The organism is Collinsella sp. HCP28S3_E12, from assembly GCF_052065595.1.
Lineage (GTDB): Bacteria > Actinomycetota > Coriobacteriia > Coriobacteriales > Coriobacteriaceae > Collinsella.
In genome coordinates this window covers 17,464-34,052 of sequence record NZ_JBQHTS010000011.1, presented here as the reverse complement: position 1 = coordinate 34,052, position 16,589 = coordinate 17,464, and the positions used below count along the sequence as shown (strand labels likewise).

Here is a 16,589-nt window from a genome sequence, read left to right as displayed (position 1 = left end):
GCAGGTCAAGACCGTAATCAGCGAGCGTTGCCAATCCGCCCCCAAACGGCGACCGACCAAAAAGGGACAGGTTTATTTTGGCAGGTCAAACGCTTTACCTACCAAAAATAGCCCATCTCTTTATGGCAGACATTAGGCCGCGGCGCACACGCTGCCGAGCAACTCGCGCAGAGGAGACCCAATGCCCTCAAGCAGTTCGGGAGCGATAATGGCAAAAACGGGAACCTCACCGGCCCCCACGACAGCAGGCACTTTGCCCTCCGAGACAATGCATCCATAAGGGACAAAACCGTCTTCGCCGGCATCGAGCGCCGCCATGCGACGCGCGAGTTCGCGCGCAAAGCCAGCAGTATCGGCATCGCCGATCGCCAGGACAAAGTCCGCGCCTTCGTCGGTCGCCAGGGCCACGGCCTCGTCGATCAGCTCGTCTCCCCCGTCGCCCTCAACCGAGCCGCAACGAAAAAGCACGCGCTCGAGCAGAGCTCGGTCAAGCGAGCCGAGCGCCGCCGAGACAAGCTCATCGCGCGTATGTTTGTCGCCACCCAGCACCACCAGCGCCTTGGTGCCGCCGTAGTGAGCGACCAATCGTCCACACCAGCGAGCCACGTCTCCATCCGCAACAAGGCGCGTCGGCATACCAAACCCATAGTTGACCATTATCCCCACAACCCTTCCGTGCTTTATGGTGGTATCGATCGTTAGGCTCATGCTACGAAGCGAGGTTTTCCGGGCTGTTTCGCGCTCTTTAGCGCTGCGTTAAAACCCGATGCAACCGCCCGACCATACCTGCCAAAAAGGGACAGGTTTGTTTTGGTCGGTCAAGCGTTTTACCTACCAAAATAAACCTGTCCCTTTTTGGCAGGTTTTGACGATGTCCGGACGAGCGGGTATTATCGAACATGTATTCGATAAGAACATGTGTTTGATGGGAGAACGCGTGGGGCACGGGCGTCACACCTATATCTGCATCGACCTCAAGACGTTTTACGCCAGCGTCGAGTGCGTCGACCGCGGGCTCGATCCGCTCACCACCCACCTGGTCGTTGCCGACGAATCACGCGGGCGTACGACCATCTGCCTCGCCATTACCCAGGCCATGAAAGACCTCGGGATACACAACCGCTGCCGTCTGTTTGAGATTCCCGACGGCATCGACTACATCAAGGCCGTACCGCGCATGCAGCACTACATGGAGGTGTCGGCGCAGATCTACGGTATCTACCTTGAATACGTGAGTCCGCAAGACGTTCACGTCTACTCAATTGACGAGTGCTTTATCGACGTGACACCCTATCTAGAGCTCTACCATACCAATGCCAAAAGCTTTGCCTGCATGCTGCGCGATGAGGTCCTCGCGCGCACCGGCATCACGGCGACAGTCGGTATCGGCCCCAACCTATTCCAGGCCAAGGTCGCGCTCGACATTACCGCTAAGCACGTACCCAGCCGCATCGGCATACTCGACGACGAGACCTTTCGCAAGGAGATCTGGCCCCATCGCCCCATCACCGATATCTGGGGTATCGGCCCCGGCGTGGCAGCCCGCCTCGAAAAGTACGGGGTATACGATCTGATGGGTGTCGCCGCGCTCGACGAAAACCTGCTTTACGACGAACTCGGCGTCAATGCCGAGTATCTCATCGACCACGCCTTTGGGCGCGAGCCGACAACTATCGCCGATATTCAGGCCTATCGCCCGCAGGCAACTTCAACCACCACAGGACAAGTGCTCTCGAAGGGTTATGCCTACGAGCAGGCCTACACCGTCTTGCGCGAGATGGTCGATGCCGCCGTACTGGACTTGGTCGATAAGCACGTGGTCTGCGACAGCATCTCGCTCTTTGTGGGCTACGCGAGCGAGCGCGCCGACATACGCCGCCTCGACGCCAGCGGCACAGCGCAATATGTAGACGGATGCGGACATTTGCGTTCGAGCACGTCGAGCATCGAACCCGCCGCAACCGCCGGCCCCGAGCTCGCACCCCGTGCACCCAAGCCCGTCCAGCGCGATGACGAACGACGCCGTCTGGTGCGCGAGGCACAGGCAATCGACGGCATCTTTGTGGGAGAGCATGGCGGCAAACCGCGTGGCGGCTATGCCGCGCTCTTTGCGCACTCTAACGCTTCGCGCAAGCTGCCCGAGCGCACCAATTCGTTTAAGAAGATCATGGGCTATTTCGATGAGCTCTGGGCGCAGACCGTCGATCCCAAACGGCCGGTCAAGCGCATCAATTTGGGCTTTGGCAACCTCATGCCCGAGGAATTTGCCACCATCGATCTGTTTAGCGATGTTAAGGCCGATGAACGCGAGCGCGACCTGGCCCGCGCCGTTCTGGCCGTGAAGGGCAAGTACGGCAAGAACGCCCTAGTCAAGGGATTAAGCTTTACCGCCGGCGCCACCGCACGCGAACGCAACGATCAGGTAGGAGGACACCGTGCCTAAGGCCCAACAACAGCCGATGCGGCCGCCGACACCTTTTGAACGCCTGGCGGACCCCGATGGAAGGCGTCGCGCCGCCGACCCCAGGCTCACCGCCAACGGTGCCGTTCGCGCCAACCGCGCCGCGCAGTTTATGCCCTTTGCCGCCCTCACAGGATACTATGAGCTCGTGCGCAAACAAGAGATCTCTGTTGAGCCCAAATGCGAACTCACGGAAGAAAAAGCCCTCGAACTTTCAAAAAAGCTCGAGGGCCTCAAACGCGGCGACTTGGTGCGCGTCACTTATTACGATACATACGGCTATCGCAGCCGCACCGGCATTCTCGACGAAGTGCTCCCCGCGTTCAAGCTGCTCAAACTCCGAGACATCGCCATCGGCTTCGACGATATCCAAGACATCGAGCTTCGCGGCCGAGCCTAAGCGCAAGCGTACGCCCGGCCCTACGGCTTTATGACGTAATAGCCCGCATCCCTCACGGCAGCCTCAAGCACCTCACGATCGATCGGGTTTTTAGAACGGATGCACGCCGTGTGGTCTGTATACGTCACCGTGGCCCAAATGTCATCGAGAGCGTTGAGGGCGTTCGTCACATTTTGCGCGCAGCCGCGGCAGCTCATACCGCCAATAAGCAGTTCATCGCTATAGGGATAGTGAGACACATCGGTGTCCGCGACCGCGACCCTCTTGATCTTCTTTCTGCCCGCCCCATCGCCGCAACAGCATGTGCCATGCGTCGATGCGACAATACGCCGGAATCCAAAAAATAAGCCGGCGGCAATTACGGCAAGCACAATGATGTTTGCAGTTTTCTGCTATGTCAGCCACATAAAGCAGCTACGAGATGTTGCCCAAAAACGCCTTGGTGCGCTCGCTCTTGGGATGGTCGAAGACCTCGCTCGGCGTGCCCTCCTCCACGATAACGCCGCCGTCCATAAAGACGACGCGGTCAGCGACGTCGCGGGCAAAGCCCATCTCGTGCGTCACCACGATCATCGTCATGCCGTCACGCGCAAGATCGCGCATGACGCCAAGGACGTCGCGGACGAGCTCGGGATCAAGCGCCGACGTAGCCTCGTCAAAGAGCATCACGTGCGGATTCATCGACAGGGCGCGGGCGATGGCCACGCGCTGCTGCTGGCCGCCCGAAAGCTGGCTCGGCATAAAATCGATGCGCTCGGCCAGACCGACCTTGGTCAGCTCCTCGACGGCAATCTTCTCGGCCTCTTCCTTGCTGCGCTTGAGCACCTTTTGTTGCGCAAGCATGACGTTCTTTTTGACCGACAGGTGCGGAAACAGATTGAACTGCTGAAACACCATGCCCAAGTGCGTACGCACCTTATTGAGGTCGACGCCCTTGGCGCACACATCCACGCCCTCAACGACAATCGAGCCGCTCGTGGGCTCCTCAAGACGGTTAATGCAGCGAAGCATCGTCGACTTGCCCGAGCCCGAGGGGCCCAGGACCACGACGACCTCACCCTTGTGCACATCCAGATCGATGTCGCGCAGGACCACGTTATCGCCAAAGGCCTTCTGGAGATTCTTGATGCTGACGACGACCTCGTTCGAGTTATTGGTTTCGCTCATAATAGAACCTCCTTACAGGCCTGCAATATGATCGGCGGGTGTCGCGACAACCTGTCCGGCGCTCTTGGTGGGACGCTTCTTTTTGGTTTCGGCCGTCCCCAGAAGCCTCGCCTCAAGACCGCTCACCAAGCGCGCAAGCGGCAGGGTAATGACCAGATAGAACAGAGCGGCAACCACATACGGCGTGATGGAGCCCGTCGTCGCCACGATGGTGCGGGCGTTCATGACGATCTCGACCACGCCCACGGCGGCGAGCAGCGACGTATCCTTGTAAAGCAGGATAAACTCGCTGGTCAGCGTAGGCAGGACATTGCGGAACGTCTGCGGAATCATAACGTAGAGCAACGTCTGGAAAGCATTCATGCCCAGCGAGCGGGCAGCCTCGTTTTGGCCCTTGGGAATCGACTGAATACCGGCACGGAAGATCTCGCACAGGTACGCAGACGAGTTCATGGCCATGACGATAACGCCCAAGACGTAGTCGTCCACCTTGACGCCGGCAAGTGGCAGGCCAAAGAACGCGATATAGATCTGCAGGAACGCCGGCGTACCACGGATGATATTCACGTAAATGCCGGCAAGACAGCGCAGGATGCGCGACTTGGAGATGCGCATGAGCGACAAGGCAAAGCCAAAGGGGATTGCCAGCGGAAACGCCACAAGCACGATCGAGAGCGACATAAGGAAGCCCTTAAATACGACCGGCAGGCTCTGGACCAAAATGACCGGGTTCAAGAACAGGCGCAGGAACATATTGGAATTCCAAGCCTCGACCCACGGCTGTTCCTTAAGATCGGCCTGGAAGTTATCGAAGGCCGTCACGCCCTTAATCTCGACGGAAGGAATCTTGGAAATCTTCTTGGTCGAACCGTCGGCGAGCGTATAGGTGCCGCTAAAGGCCTCGTCGCCGCCTTCGACGGGGAAGGTCACGCCGTACACCTCGACACGGAAAAAGCCGCCGGCAGGCGCCGTCTCGCCAAAGTCGATCTTGAGCGTCTGGCCATCAGCCGTGCACGTGGGCTTCATGGGTGTGCGATCCATGAGGTCCTCGCCCGAGAGCATCGTCAATCGCGTGTCATCGGTACCAAACGTCGTGCCGTCGACAAACGTCAGCGAAAGACCGCTCAGCTCCTCGTCGGCATCGGCCTGAACTTCCCAGGTAATGCGTGTCTCGGTGCCGCCGACCACATCGCTGCCCGAACCGGTGTTGGGTCGGGCGGTAATCTTTGCGGTCTCAAGCGCTTGGGCAGTCGAGGGCGCAGATGCCCCCACACACACCAGCGCGAGCGCCACGGCCATGACACAGGCTAGCTTTTGGAGCAAGGCGGGTAGTGAAGAACGCTGCTCCGCGGCCCCTTTGTTCAGTCGAGACAAGGTGGCTCCTATCGTAGAAGTTGCCGGCAAAAAGAGACGGAAACACTCTCCGTCGAGAGAGGCGCAAAGGCCCTCTCCGCTAAACGGAAAGGGCCCACACGCAATCAAGTATCTGTTTACTTGATGTTGTACTTAGCCATGAGGGCGTCAACGGTACCGTCGTCGGTCAGGTCCTTGATGGCCTGGTTGATGTCGTCCTTGAGCTTGGTATTGCCCTGGTTGATGGCGATGGCATACTCCTCGCCGGTGCTGATCTGCTTAACCGTATGGCAGGTGTTGAACTGCTCGGCGGTCAGCTGGCTGGCAACGGAGCGGTTGGTGACCACGGCGTCACCCTTGTCGGACTGCAGGGCGCTGAAGCACTCGGTAGCGTCCTTGTAGGGGACGATCTTGGCCTTGGGGAAGTTCTCCTGGGCAAAGGCCTCGGCGGTCGAGCCAGATTGGACGATAATGGTAGCGTCGGCATTGTTGAGCTTCTCGCTGTAATTGTCGGCCGTGATGTCGGTGTTATCGACCTTGGTCACGATAGCCTGATCGTCCATGTAGTAGGAATCGGAGAAAGCGACTTCCTTCTCACGCTCGGGCGTGTCGGTGATAGCCGCAATGGAGACGTCATACTTGGCGCCCGAAGCGACGCCCGGAACCAGCGTGTCGAAGTCGTTGTTGACGTACTCGACATCCAGGCCCAGCTTGTCGCCGATAGCCTTGATGAGCTCAAGGTCAAAGCCCTGATAATCGCCGTTGTCATCCTTGTACTCAAACGGAGCGTACTCGGCAGAGGTGCCGACGGTCAGCGTACCATCCTTGACGAGCGCGTACTCCTTGGAGCCGTCGACCTTCTCGACCTTAGCGTCGTCAGAGCTGCTGGAACCGGCATCAGAACCAGAGGTGGCGTTGGACGAGCCGCAGCCCGTCAGTGCGAGGGCGAGCGCCATGGCGCCCGTGGCGGCAAATGCGCCAAGCTTCTTCAGCTTCATAATCAGTCTCCTTCCAATGGCCCCATGTGATTCAGGGGCCTGCAAAAACTGAGGGCTATTATGCACCCGCGTGAGAGAATCTGCAATTAGAAAACTGATTGAAACAAACCCATAACGTGAATGGAACACTCCACTTTATGACAGTCATTACTGCTGCAATGACCTTAATAGTTTAATTTCAGCCGCATAACCTGCAAGTTCGTTCGGCGTTTCCAAAATGAATGGCAGTGATCGCAGGCGGCTATTCGATACAATATTCTGCATAACTTGCATTCCACCGCCAAGTTCCTCGCTGCTGAGGTAACCCTTGCCGATGCACTCATGCCGGTCCTTATGGGCACCGCGGGGATTCTTGGAATCATTGATATGCACAGCGCGCAGGCGCTCGATACCCACCACACGATCGAACTCGTCGAGCACACCGTCAAGATCTTGGACGATATCATAGCCGGCGTCATTTACATGGCAGGTGTCCAGGCAAACGCCCAGCTTGGCCGACAGCTCGGGGCGCCTGTCAGCAACGCCCTCGATGATGATCGCCAGTTCCTCAAAGCTGCGGCCCACCTCGGTGCCCTTGCCAGCCATGGTCTCGAGCAGCACCGTCGTCTGCTGGCCCTCAAACATCACCTGGCACAGGGTGTCGACGATCATCTGAATGCCGGCGTCGGAGCCCTGTCCCACATGCGCACCGGGATGGAAATTGTAGTAGTTACCGGGCAGCGCTTCCAGACGCTGCAGATCCTCAGCCATGGCCTCCAGGGCAAACTCGCGCGCCCGCTCTTTGGCCGAGCAGGGGTTATAGGTATACGGAGCATGGGCCACGAGGGGACCAAAATCGTTTTGTTCCATAAGCTCGCGCAGGGCCGCCACGTCATCCATGTCAAGGTCTTTCGCCTTGCCGCCGCGCGGATTGCGCGTAAAGAATGCAAAGGTATTGGCGCCAATGGATAGCGCCGTCTCCCCCATCGCCCGATAGCCCTTCGTCGTGGATAGGTGACACCCAATCGTCAGCATCCCCAGCTCCCCCTCATCAGTTACGGTGAAATAGTTCCTGTTGATGCCTTATTCTGCCGCAAACAGGAACTATTCCACCGCAAGTTATAAAAGGGTCATCAGAGATGCGTGACGCCAAGCACTGCGGGCGCCGGCGTCATGATCCCCTACGCGCCAGCGTCAAGTTCTAGAAGGTCAGACGGATTGCATCGATAATACGCGCACAACGCTGCGTGGCGGCAAGGGGCATGACGGGACTCTCGAGTTTTCCCGCCCGGATGAGCTGGGTCGCATGCTGGATTTCGCCGTAGAAATCATCGACCTCAAACGGGGCATTTATTTCGAGCATTCGTCCGTCGGAGTACTTCACATGGGCGAGCTCGGGGCGATGGAGGCGCTCGATTTCCAACGAGCCCCGCTCGCAGGCAATCGTTAAGCGGCTTTCATATGCTGCTTTGCCGTCGCACGCCATATGAATGGGTACGCCGCCGACGCTCATATGGATCTCATCGGCCCAATCCACGCGGCCGCCCGATACGTCACGCCAGCGAACTTCACGAGACAAAACATCGCACGCGCCCGCGAGCAAAGCCTCAAACCAACCGACTGCATAGCAGCCCATGTCATATAGGCAGCCGCCTTGCAAAGGGTCGAGCAGATAACCCGAAGGAGTCTCGCCGTAATCGAGCTTTTGCACACTCTCAATCGAGACAATGCGGCCAAGCTCTCCCGACGCAAGCAGGCCCTTCACGCGAGTGCGTATCGGACAAAACCGATTCTTCATCGCCTCCATAAACAGTACGCCGCACTCGCGAGAGGTGGAGGCAATCGAGAGGGCCTCTTCCTCACTCAGAACGGCCGGCTTTTCGCACAGCACGGCCTTTCCGGCACGCAGGGCGCGACAGGCCCAGTGCGCATGCATACCATGCGGAAGAGCCAAGTAGATTGCGTCGACATCGGGATCGGCGATCAACGCGTCATAAGCCGTATCGCCGTTATCGTCAGCCAGGGCATAGCCATGGGCGGCATCGATCGAAAACGCTCGGCAAAATTCCTCGACATGCGCAGGAGTGCGGCCGGCCGCAGCCACCAGCCGTGCCCCATCAACCTCCTTGAGCGACGATGCAAATCGATGCGAAATGCGCCCCGCGCCCAAAACGCCCCAGCGAACATCACGCGAATCATCACGTAAACCTCGATCGACCAAGATAACCCCCATCAGTTGCGGTGGAATAGTTCCTGTTGATGCCTTATTCTGCCGCAAACAGGAACTATTCCACCGCAAGTTATAAAAGGGTCATGAGGAGCGCGTTTTGCCGAAGGCCTTAAGCACCGCCGTCACGGGTCCAGGCTGAAAACGGCGGCGTACGTCGTCGAGACGCTCGGGAATATCGATATGCTGCGGGCAGTGCCGCGCGCATTTGCCGCATTTGACGCAATTGCTCACCAACTTGGGCTCGCTTGTGCGCACCGCGCTCGCCGTAAAATACTGCGATAGACCCGTAAACCAGCTGTGCGCATAGCTTGCGTTGTAGGCGGCAAAACACCCAGGAATATTGATGCCTTTAGGACACGGCATGCAATAGCCGCATCCCGTGCAGGGCACGCGATTCGATTTTTCAAACTCCGTCAGCACGTGCGCGATGGCATCGAGCTGAGTAGCTGTCATCGAATCCGGCAGGGCCCGATCGGCCAACGCCGCGTTCTCATCCACCTGCGCGGTATCGGTCATACCCGAAAGCAGCATCGTCACCTGAGGATGATTCCACACCCACGAAAGCCCCCAAGCGGCAGGGGTGCGCAAATGCGGGTCACAGGCGCTATCGAGCACAGCGCGGGCCCGCGGGGGCAGCTTGCCTGCTAGACGTCCGCCCAAAAGCGGTTCCATCACAAACACCGCGAGGCCTCGCTCGGCGGCGGCCATGAGCCCCGCCGTCCCCGCCTGATAGTGCTCTCCAGCGTAGTTGTACTGGATCTGGCAAAAGTCCCACTCATAAGCATCGAGCATCGTGAGGAAGTCCGCCGCACTGCCGTGGTACGAAAAACCGATCTGGCGAATACGCCCCGCAGCCTTTTGGCGCACAATCCAATCCTCGATACCCAACGCCACCACGCGTTCCCACTGGGCGGGCGAGGTGATGTTGTGCATGAGGTAGTAGTCGATATGGTCAGTCCGCAGGCGGCGCAGCTGCTCATCAAAGAAACGGTCGAAATCCTCCGCGCACTTGCACGAGGCGTGCGGCAGCTTGGTCGCGAGCAAAACCTGGTCGCGCAGGCCCAAGCGCTCAAGCGAAGCGCCTACGCAAGCCTCGTTGCCGGGATAAAGATAAGCCGTATCCAGGTAATTTATCCCCTGCTCCACGGCGCGGGAAACGATAGCATCGGCTGTCTTCGCATCGGGGCGTCCCGGCGCACCGGGAAACCTCATGCACCCCAGCCCCAACGCCGAGATACGGTTACCGCTTTTGGGGTCAACGCGATATTGCACTGCCCCTCCTCTCCCCTCGAAGCCCTAATGAGGCGAAACACAACGGCCACGCCATCGAAACACATTGGAATCGCAATCGAGAACGTATCGTAACGCAGCAGAAATCGAGCTGTCACGGCACCGCTTTAACATCAGCAAAAAGCCCGATGAAAGGAGTCGCCTATGCCCGCGCTCGACCTTTGGAACCTCGCATCCCAGCTCAAAAGCACCGATTATCGCTGGATCGACCTCACCCACACGCTCTCGTGCGACACCCCGCACTGGTTTGGCTTTAAGCCATTTGAGTCCACCAAGCTCTTCGACTACCTGCCCGGCACGCCCGAGGATATGCTCGCGCCCATGCGTTGCTTCCAGTATTCGGTCGCCTCGCAGTACGGCACCCACGTCGATGCGCCGCGCCACTTTCATGTTGACGGCCGCTCCCTCGGCGAGATCGAGCCCGTCGAGTTTATGCATCCGCTCTGCGTGATCGATAAGCACGAGGAGTGCGCCGCAAACCCCGACTTTATCCTGACTATCGATGACCTCAAAGCTTGGGAGGACGAGCACGGTCGCATTCCCGAGGACGCTTTCGTCGCCTTCCGCTCCGACTGGTCCAAGCTCGCCGACCTCGAAAACAAGGACGAGGACGGCCAGCCCCACTACCCCGGCTGGGACCTCGACGCCATCAAATGGCTTGTAGAAGAGCGCAACATCGGCGCCATCGGCCACGAGCCGGCAGACACCGACCCCGCATCCGTGACCACACGCGAGGACGCCTACCCCTACCCCGGCGAGCAGTACATCCTCTCGGTTGACCGCTATCAGATTGAGGTCATGGACCATCTGGACGAGCTTCCCGCCACAGGCGCCGTCATCTTCTGCACCTTCCCCAAGGTGCGCGATGGCGTTGGATATCCCGCACGCGTTTTTGCCATCTGCCCCGCGGCATAAGTTCCCATGCATTTGTTCTTCTAAATTCAGCCTCCGGTGTACGCCACATGCCCCAGCGGCATACAATCCATCAGGCGCCCCATATGCGGGCGCCTTTTATATGGGGAGATGATTCACATGCAGATCAACAAGGTCGCCTTTATCGGCAAGGGTGGCGTCGGCCTGCTCTACGGCAGCATGATTGCCAAGACCCTCGGCAACGATGCCGTCGAATACGTCATGGATGACGCGCGTTTCGAGCGCCACGTGGGCGATGCGCTCACCGTCAACGGAAAGCCCTGCGCGCTCAAGTCCGTCCGCGCCAGCGAGGCAACGCCCGCCGATCTGGTCATTCTCACGGTCAAGACGACAGGGCTCGACCAAGCACTCAAGACTATGGAGCGCGTCGTGGGACCCAACACGCTCATCGCCTCGCTGTGCAACGGCATTACGAGCGAGCAAAAAATAGCCGAGCGCTTTGGCTGGAAGCACACCGTCCTGGGCATCTGCCAGGGCATGGACGCCGTATTCCTTAACGGCGCGCTCACCTTTACCAATGCGGGCGAGATTCGCTTTGGCGCGGCAGCAGGCACCGAGCCCGCAACCGTCACCGCCATCGATGAGCTCTACACGCGCTGCGGCATCGCCCATACCGTCGAGAGCGACATTGCGCACCGCATGTGGGCCAAACTCATGCTCAACGATGGCATCAACCAGACCTGCATGGCCTACGGCGGCACGTACGGGAGCGCCACGGAACAGGACTCCGAGCAGCGTCGCTGCTTTGTTTCCGCCATGCGCGAGACACTTGCGGTCGCCAACGCCGAGGGCGTTGAGCTGACCGAGGCAGACCTGACGCAGATGGTGCACCTCATCGAGGGAATCGATCCCGCCGGCATGCCCTCGATGGCGCAGGACCGCATCGCACAACGTAAAACCGAAGTCGAGGAGTTCGCGGGCACCATCTGCCGCCTGGCCGCCAAACACGATATCCAAGTGCCGCAAAACGATTGGCTCTACCAGAGGATTCGCGAAATAGAAAGCAGCTGGTAGCCTCGCCCGCACGGCGACGCGCGCAATGTAAGCAGACAGGCCTTCGCGAGGATCCCATCGCTCGCGAAGGCCTGTCGCATTTAGGCCGAGGCTAAAACTGAGGCTCGTTTTGCGACTCCGGGACCTCGTCCTCGTCATCGCGGCAAAGCACCACGCCGGCGCTTCCCAACAGCGCCGCTGCAATCAAGGCGCTCACAACCACAGGAGCAGCACCCGTAGTGGACTGCAAGCCGGCAACTAACGCCGCCGTCGGACCAAGACATCCGATCAAAAGGGCAACGACGGCAATAGCGACATCTCGAGCGTTCATGGGATCACTTCCTCCACGAGAAAGACCTTGTTTCTCATGACTTAGTGTGCCCCGCGCCCATATGCCCAACGTAGTGCCACGGTAAGGGCTCTGTTAACCCAAATGCATATAAAAACAGGCGCCCCTACATTGCCCGAAAGCTCAGTAAAGACGCCCGTCCATCATGTGCAATCGGTGCCGACAGATTACCAACCGGTGTAGTAATCGGTAGTTCCGGCTGCGCAACCCGAATCGTAAACCTTGCACTCGCCCTTAGAGCCCGTAAAGGTCGAGCCCTGGGACTTATCGCTCGCAGCCACCACGTAGTAGCCGTCGGAATCACGCCAAAAGCCCTCGGAATCCAGCGTCCACTCACCCGTGCGGTGGTGATACAGCACGTTGCTGCTGTAATAGGTCTCGCGACGACCGTTGTAGTTATTGACGCCGCTCGAGCGCGTCAGGCCCGAGCCGTTCGCGTAATACGCAGCAGACGCGTAAGACGAGCCGGAGCCGGCGTTGTAATACGAAGCCTGAACGGCCTCGGCAGCTTCTGCCTCGACGGCCGCAGCCTCGAGCGCCTCGCGCTTAGCATCCTCGAGCGTGGAGCGAAGCTCGTCGAGCTCGGCCGACTTCGCGTCGACCTCCTCCATCGTCAAAAGACTGCCCGCACCGTCGATACAACCCTGCAGTACAGCGCGCTCGTCATCGGTGGCATAGTCACCGTACATGTTCATGATGATCTGCGCGCGGACCTCTAGGGAATCGCGCTTGGCCCCCATCGAGGCGTTCCACTCCTGCATGGAGCCAAAGCCGTCGCCACGATAGTCGACGGGCTGCATCAGGGTCGCCTCGGACGGCGTTGATCCGACCGCGTCGGACAGTGTTGCCGCGTGGGCATCGGTTACGCCGGCACCCACTAAAAGCGCCACGGCAAGCGTGGCAGAAAGGGCGGCGGCCTTCGGTTTTCGTGAATCGATCCTCATGTAGCTGGAAACCTCCGTAGTGAGTTTTTGCTGCGTTTAAGCTGCGTGTGATTCGATCGCGCTGCATAGTACCCCGAGTAAATCGCGACCTGCGGTTTTTCTCAAAAGGTGCACGTCATTTGCGTAAAACTCACATCCTCTCAACAGGAGTTTTCCACAACTCGCATGCATAAAGCATGCCAAAAACCCTGTAATATCGCCCTTCCTATGCAAAAAAGGCGCCTGCGCAACCATTGTTCGCGCAGGCGCCTTGAGCAGGGGTTTTATGCAGTTATACCTATCGAGTCGCAAGGGGCCCTTGCACAAGTCGCCTTACTCGTCCAGCGCAGCAAAGGCCTGCTTCAGATCCCAAATGATGTCCTCGGCGTTCTCGGTACCAATGGAAAGACGGATTGTAGAGGGCGTAATGTTCTGCTCGGCAAGCTCCTCGGAAGAGAGCTGGGAGTGCGTGGTGGTAGCCGGGTGCACGACGAGCGACTTGACGTCGGCTACGTTGGCGAGCAGCGAGAACACCTGCAGGTGGTCGATGAACTTCCAAGCAGCCTCCTGGCCGCCCTTGATCTCGAAGGTGAAGATCGAGGCGCCGCCACGGGGGAAATACTTCTGGTACAGCTCATGGTCGGGGTGCTCGGGCAGGCTCGGGTGGTTCACCTTGGCAACATGGCCGTCACCGATCAGGAACTCAACGACCTTCTTGGTGTTCTCGACATGGCGGTCAACGCGCAGCGACAGGGTCTCGGTGCCCTGGAGCAGGACCCAGGCGTTAAACGGGCTAATGCAGGCGCCCTCGTCACGCAGCAAGATAGCACGGACATAGGTCGCGAAGGCAGCGGGGCCGGCGGCCTCGGTAAACGAGACGCCATGGTAGGAGGGATTGGGCTCGGCGATCTGCGCATACTTGCCGCTCGCCTTCCAGTCAAAGTTGCCGCCATCGATAATCACGCCGCCCAACGAGGTGCCGTGGCCGCCAATAAACTTAGTTGCAGAGTGAACGACGATGTTGGCGCCGTGCTCCAGCGGACGGAACAGATACGGGGTGCCGAAGGTGTTATCGACAACAACCGGAAGACCATGCTTCTTAGCGACCTCGGAGATAGCGTCGATGTTGGGGATATCGGAGTTGGGGTTGCCGAGCGTCTCGAGGTAAATGACCGTGGTGTTGTCCCTGATGGCGCCCTCGACCTCGTCCAGGTTGTGGGCATCGACGAAGGTGGTCTCGACACCAAACTGGGAGAGCGTGTGCTCCAGCAGGTTGTAGGAACCACCGTAGATGGTCTTTTGGGCCACCACATGGTCGCCGGCCTGAGCGAGGGCCTGCAGGGTATAGGTGATGGCGGCGGCGCCAGAGGCGACGGCAAGACCTGCAACGCCGCCCTCGAGCGCGGCAATGCGGTCCTCAAAGACGCCCTGGGTGGAGTTGGTCAGACGACCGTAGATATTACCGGCGTCGGCAAGGCCAAAGCGGTCAGCGGCGTGCTGGGAGTTGCGGAACACATAGCTCGTGGTCTGGTAGATAGGCACGGCGCGGGAATCGGATGCGGGGTCGGCGCTCTCCTGGCCAACGTGCAGCTGCAGGGTGTCGAAACCAAAGGTGTGCTCGGGGTTGTTGATAAACTGGCTCATGATGATCTCCTTGATCGAACAAAAGTAATATGAGTAAGAGAAGTAAGTCGCCGTCTCCTGATCACGCCGACGGGCGCAAGCAGGAGCCCGGCATTCGTCTTAGTAAGCAGTTCATATGCGGTCCTCCTTTTGACATCCCGTTCTCGTGGTCGGCTTAATTACCTACCGCCTTTGTGTGTTTTGAATAGTACGAGCATTGTTTCGCGCGGTCAATCACTTAAAAGCGCTAACCTGTTATCGGTTTTTTAGATAGCTATCGAAAGGACGGGTGCCGATGACCCTCCAGCAGCTTCGTTTTCTTATCGCCGTGGCAGAATCCGGCTCAATTAACGCCGCAGCTCAGCGCCTCTATACCGCGCAATCCAATATCTCCAACGCCGTCAAAAGCCTAGAGCAGGAGCTCCGTCTGGAAATCTTTACGCGCTCCAGCCGCGGCGTCACACTCACCAACGACGGCACCGAGCTTTTAGGCTATGCGCGCCAGGTCGTAGAGCAGGCCGATATGCTCGAGGCCCGCTACGAGGACGGCGGCACACCCCAGGCACGCCTTGCCGTCTCGGCCCAGCACTACGCTTTTTCGGTCGAAGCCTTTGTCAACGTCGTCGAGCGCTGCCGCGACAGTAAGTTTGAGTTCATCATGCGCGAGACCACCACGTCACAGATCATCGACGACGTCCGCGCATTTCGCAGCGATATCGGCATTCTGTATCTGGATGACTTTAACGCCCGCGTCCTGCAGAAGGCCTTCGCCGACGCCCGCGCAAGCTTCCATCCCCTCTTCGATGCAACGGTCCACGTCTTCGTTAGCGAGCGCCATCCGCTCGCACGCCGCCCCCAGCTATCGCTTGCCGACCTTACGCCCTATACGCGCTACAGCTTTGAGCAGGGGACCTCAAACTCCTTCTATTACGCCGAGGAGCCGTTTAGCTATATCCCCTGCGACCGCAACATCCGCGTTTCCGACCGTGGCACGCTCACCAATCTGCTCATCACGTCGAACGGTTACACGTTGTCGACCGGTGTCCTCTCCAATGAAATGCAATGGGGCATGGCATCGATCCCGTTGGCAGACGCTCCAACGATGCGCGTGGGCTACATCATGCACGATGAGCGCAAGCCCTCTCCCCTGCTGCGGCAATACCTCGACGAACTCGATCGCATCATCCACGAAAACCAACCATTTGGGGACGGGATAGAAATGGCAGATTTAAAAGCCCTCTAGCTCTTGACAATTCAGGTCGCCCATCTTTCTTGGCGACAACGTCTCCACCATCCTTGTGGAGCGGCGCGCCTCGCATAAAACAGGATGGACCGGCGATACAATAGACAGCCGCAAGAGAGGAACTCGACGAAAGGAAGTCTGTGAAGGTCATCATCTATACCGACGGCTCGGCTCGATCCAATCCGGGACGCGGTGGCTACGGCGCCGTGCTCAAATACACCAACCCCGCCGGCAAGACCTTCACCTCCGAGCTTTCGCGTGGCTACGCCAAGACCACCAACAACCGCATGGAGCTCATGGCGGTCATCGTGGCGCTCGAGGCACTCAACCGTCCCTGCGAGGTCGAGGTCCACTCCGACTCGCAGTACGTCGTCAACGCCTTTAACAAGCACTGGATCGACGGTTGGAAAAAGCGCGGGTGGAAAACTGCCAACAAGCAGCCCGTTAAGAACCGCGACCTGTGGGAGCGCCTGCTTGCCGCAAAGAGCAAGCATAAGGTGGAGTTCATCTGGGTTAAGGGGCATGCCGGCCACGAGCTCAACGAGCGCTGCGACGAGCTCGCCACCACTGCGGCCGATGGAGTCAACCTCGATATCGACACCGGCTTTAACGAGAGCGACCTGTAATAGCGTTTTCGCGCAGCTTTA

At 58.9% G+C, this 16,589-nt stretch carries 17 protein-coding genes; 6 read left to right on the top strand and 11 right to left on the bottom strand.

Translation table 11 applies throughout. From position 1 onward, the window contains the following. Nucleotides 1-132: 132 nt before the first annotated feature. A complete protein-coding gene (locus ACTNBY_RS05800) occupies nucleotides 133-636 on the bottom strand; it encodes an iron-containing alcohol dehydrogenase (protein ID WP_441063755.1) in 504 nt (167 codons plus the stop codon). A 289-nt stretch (nucleotides 637-925) separates the two neighbouring features. Here ACTNBY_RS05800 and ACTNBY_RS05795 point away from each other — a divergent pair, with 289 nt between their 5' ends. Beyond that, complete coding sequence (locus tag ACTNBY_RS05795) at nucleotides 926-2,443, top strand: Y-family DNA polymerase (protein WP_441063754.1); 1,518 nt, start codon at nucleotides 926-928, stop codon at nucleotides 2,441-2,443. Further along, nucleotides 2,436-2,861 carry a hypothetical protein gene (locus ACTNBY_RS05790; protein ID WP_441048588.1) on the top strand — a complete coding sequence of 142 codons (426 nt, stop codon included), beginning with the start codon at nucleotides 2,436-2,438 and terminating at the stop codon, nucleotides 2,859-2,861. Before ACTNBY_RS05795 ends, ACTNBY_RS05790 begins: the two co-directional genes overlap by 8 nt. A 20-nt stretch (nucleotides 2,862-2,881) precedes the next feature. Here ACTNBY_RS05790 and ACTNBY_RS05785 read toward each other — a convergent pair whose 3' ends face one another. The 7 genes from ACTNBY_RS05785 to ACTNBY_RS05755 form a co-directional block, all read right to left on the bottom strand. Next, a complete protein-coding gene (locus ACTNBY_RS05785) occupies nucleotides 2,882-3,100 on the bottom strand; it encodes a heavy-metal-associated domain-containing protein (RefSeq protein WP_441063753.1) in 219 nt (72 codons plus the stop codon). A gap of 175 nt (nucleotides 3,101-3,275) precedes the next feature. Continuing rightward, entirely contained in the window at nucleotides 3,276-4,028 is a 753-nt protein-coding gene (locus tag ACTNBY_RS05780) for an amino acid ABC transporter ATP-binding protein (RefSeq protein ID WP_022094423.1), read from the bottom strand. Nucleotides 4,029-4,040: 12 nt separating this feature from the next. After that, a complete protein-coding gene (locus ACTNBY_RS05775) occupies nucleotides 4,041-5,402 on the bottom strand; it encodes an ABC transporter permease subunit (protein ID WP_233540353.1) in 1,362 nt (453 codons plus the stop codon). Nucleotides 5,403-5,518: 116 nt separating this feature from the next. Next, entirely contained in the window at nucleotides 5,519-6,379 is an 861-nt protein-coding gene (locus ACTNBY_RS05770) for an ABC transporter substrate-binding protein (protein WP_441063751.1), read from the bottom strand. 147 nt (nucleotides 6,380-6,526) lie between these two features. Further along, nucleotides 6,527-7,393 carry a deoxyribonuclease IV gene (locus tag ACTNBY_RS05765; RefSeq protein WP_441063749.1) on the bottom strand — a complete coding sequence of 289 codons (867 nt, stop codon included), beginning with the start codon at nucleotides 7,391-7,393 and terminating at the stop codon, nucleotides 6,527-6,529. Between the two features lie 166 nt (nucleotides 7,394-7,559). Continuing rightward, nucleotides 7,560-8,579, bottom strand: coding sequence for a Gfo/Idh/MocA family protein (locus ACTNBY_RS05760; RefSeq protein ID WP_441063748.1), 1,020 nt, complete (start codon nucleotides 8,577-8,579; stop codon nucleotides 7,560-7,562). A gap of 90 nt (nucleotides 8,580-8,669) precedes the next feature. Continuing rightward, nucleotides 8,670-9,860 (bottom strand): aldo/keto reductase, encoded by a 1,191-nt coding sequence (locus tag ACTNBY_RS05755; RefSeq protein ID WP_441063747.1) that lies wholly within the window; start codon nucleotides 9,858-9,860, stop codon nucleotides 8,670-8,672. Nucleotides 9,861-10,022: 162 nt separating this feature from the next. Here ACTNBY_RS05755 and ACTNBY_RS05750 point away from each other — a divergent pair, with 162 nt between their 5' ends. Both ACTNBY_RS05750 and ACTNBY_RS05745 read left to right on the top strand, forming a co-directional pair. Next, nucleotides 10,023-10,793 carry a cyclase family protein gene (locus tag ACTNBY_RS05750; protein WP_441063745.1) on the top strand — a complete coding sequence of 257 codons (771 nt, stop codon included), beginning with the start codon at nucleotides 10,023-10,025 and terminating at the stop codon, nucleotides 10,791-10,793. A gap of 117 nt (nucleotides 10,794-10,910) precedes the next feature. Continuing rightward, nucleotides 10,911-11,825, top strand: coding sequence for a ketopantoate reductase family protein (locus ACTNBY_RS05745; protein ID WP_441063744.1), 915 nt, complete (start codon nucleotides 10,911-10,913; stop codon nucleotides 11,823-11,825). Nucleotides 11,826-11,916: 91 nt separating this feature from the next. Here ACTNBY_RS05745 and ACTNBY_RS05740 read toward each other — a convergent pair whose 3' ends face one another. From ACTNBY_RS05740 to ACTNBY_RS05730, 3 genes are all read right to left on the bottom strand, one after another. Then, a complete protein-coding gene (locus ACTNBY_RS05740; RefSeq protein WP_154517389.1) occupies nucleotides 11,917-12,135 on the bottom strand; it encodes a hypothetical protein in 219 nt (72 codons plus the stop codon). Between the two features lie 185 nt (nucleotides 12,136-12,320). Beyond that, nucleotides 12,321-13,097: a hypothetical protein gene (locus ACTNBY_RS05735; protein WP_427747967.1), complete on the bottom strand. Its 777-nt coding sequence runs from the start codon at nucleotides 13,095-13,097 to the stop codon at nucleotides 12,321-12,323. Nucleotides 13,098-13,409: 312 nt separating this feature from the next. After that, nucleotides 13,410-14,720: an O-acetylhomoserine aminocarboxypropyltransferase/cysteine synthase family protein gene (locus tag ACTNBY_RS05730; protein WP_441056953.1), complete on the bottom strand. Its 1,311-nt coding sequence runs from the start codon at nucleotides 14,718-14,720 to the stop codon at nucleotides 13,410-13,412. 274 nt (nucleotides 14,721-14,994) lie between these two features. On the opposite strand from ACTNBY_RS05730, the gene ACTNBY_RS05725 reads away from it, so the two are divergent. Both ACTNBY_RS05725 and rnhA read left to right on the top strand, forming a co-directional pair. Then, the gene (locus tag ACTNBY_RS05725) at nucleotides 14,995-15,942 is read left to right on the top strand and encodes a LysR family transcriptional regulator (RefSeq protein WP_427747969.1); all 948 of its coding nucleotides are present in this window, start codon (nucleotides 14,995-14,997) and stop codon (nucleotides 15,940-15,942) included. A gap of 140 nt (nucleotides 15,943-16,082) precedes the next feature. Further along, nucleotides 16,083-16,568 (top strand): ribonuclease HI, encoded by a 486-nt coding sequence (gene rnhA, locus ACTNBY_RS05720; protein WP_427727777.1) that lies wholly within the window; start codon nucleotides 16,083-16,085, stop codon nucleotides 16,566-16,568. The last annotated feature ends 21 nt before the right edge of the window (nucleotides 16,569-16,589 follow it).

What these genes read in the sequence shown, in the direction of transcription:
- ACTNBY_RS05725 (WP_427747969.1), top strand. Translation starts at nt 14,995, where the DNA reads ATGACCCTCCAGCAGCTTCGTTTTCTTATCGCCGTGGCAGAATCCGGC.
- ACTNBY_RS05795 (WP_441063754.1), top strand. Translation starts at nt 926, where the DNA reads ATGGGAGAACGCGTGGGGCACGGGCGTCACACCTATATCTGCATCGAC.
- ACTNBY_RS05765 (WP_441063749.1), bottom strand. Translation starts at nt 7,393, where the DNA reads ATGCTGACGATTGGGTGTCACCTATCCACGACGAAGGGCTATCGGGCG.
- ACTNBY_RS05800 (WP_441063755.1), bottom strand. Translation starts at nt 636, where the DNA reads ATGCCGACGCGCCTTGTTGCGGATGGAGACGTGGCTCGCTGGTGTGGA.
- ACTNBY_RS05770 (WP_441063751.1), bottom strand. Translation starts at nt 6,379, where the DNA reads ATGAAGCTGAAGAAGCTTGGCGCATTTGCCGCCACGGGCGCCATGGCG.
- ACTNBY_RS05780 (WP_022094423.1), bottom strand. Translation starts at nt 4,028, where the DNA reads ATGAGCGAAACCAATAACTCGAACGAGGTCGTCGTCAGCATCAAGAAT.
- ACTNBY_RS05730 (WP_441056953.1), bottom strand. Translation starts at nt 14,720, where the DNA reads ATGAGCCAGTTTATCAACAACCCCGAGCACACCTTTGGTTTCGACACC.
- ACTNBY_RS05740 (WP_154517389.1), bottom strand. Translation starts at nt 12,135, where the DNA reads ATGAACGCTCGAGATGTCGCTATTGCCGTCGTTGCCCTTTTGATCGGA.
- ACTNBY_RS05745 (WP_441063744.1), top strand. Translation starts at nt 10,911, where the DNA reads ATGCAGATCAACAAGGTCGCCTTTATCGGCAAGGGTGGCGTCGGCCTG.
- ACTNBY_RS05750 (WP_441063745.1), top strand. Translation starts at nt 10,023, where the DNA reads ATGCCCGCGCTCGACCTTTGGAACCTCGCATCCCAGCTCAAAAGCACC.
- ACTNBY_RS05735 (WP_427747967.1), bottom strand. Translation starts at nt 13,097, where the DNA reads ATGAGGATCGATTCACGAAAACCGAAGGCCGCCGCCCTTTCTGCCACG.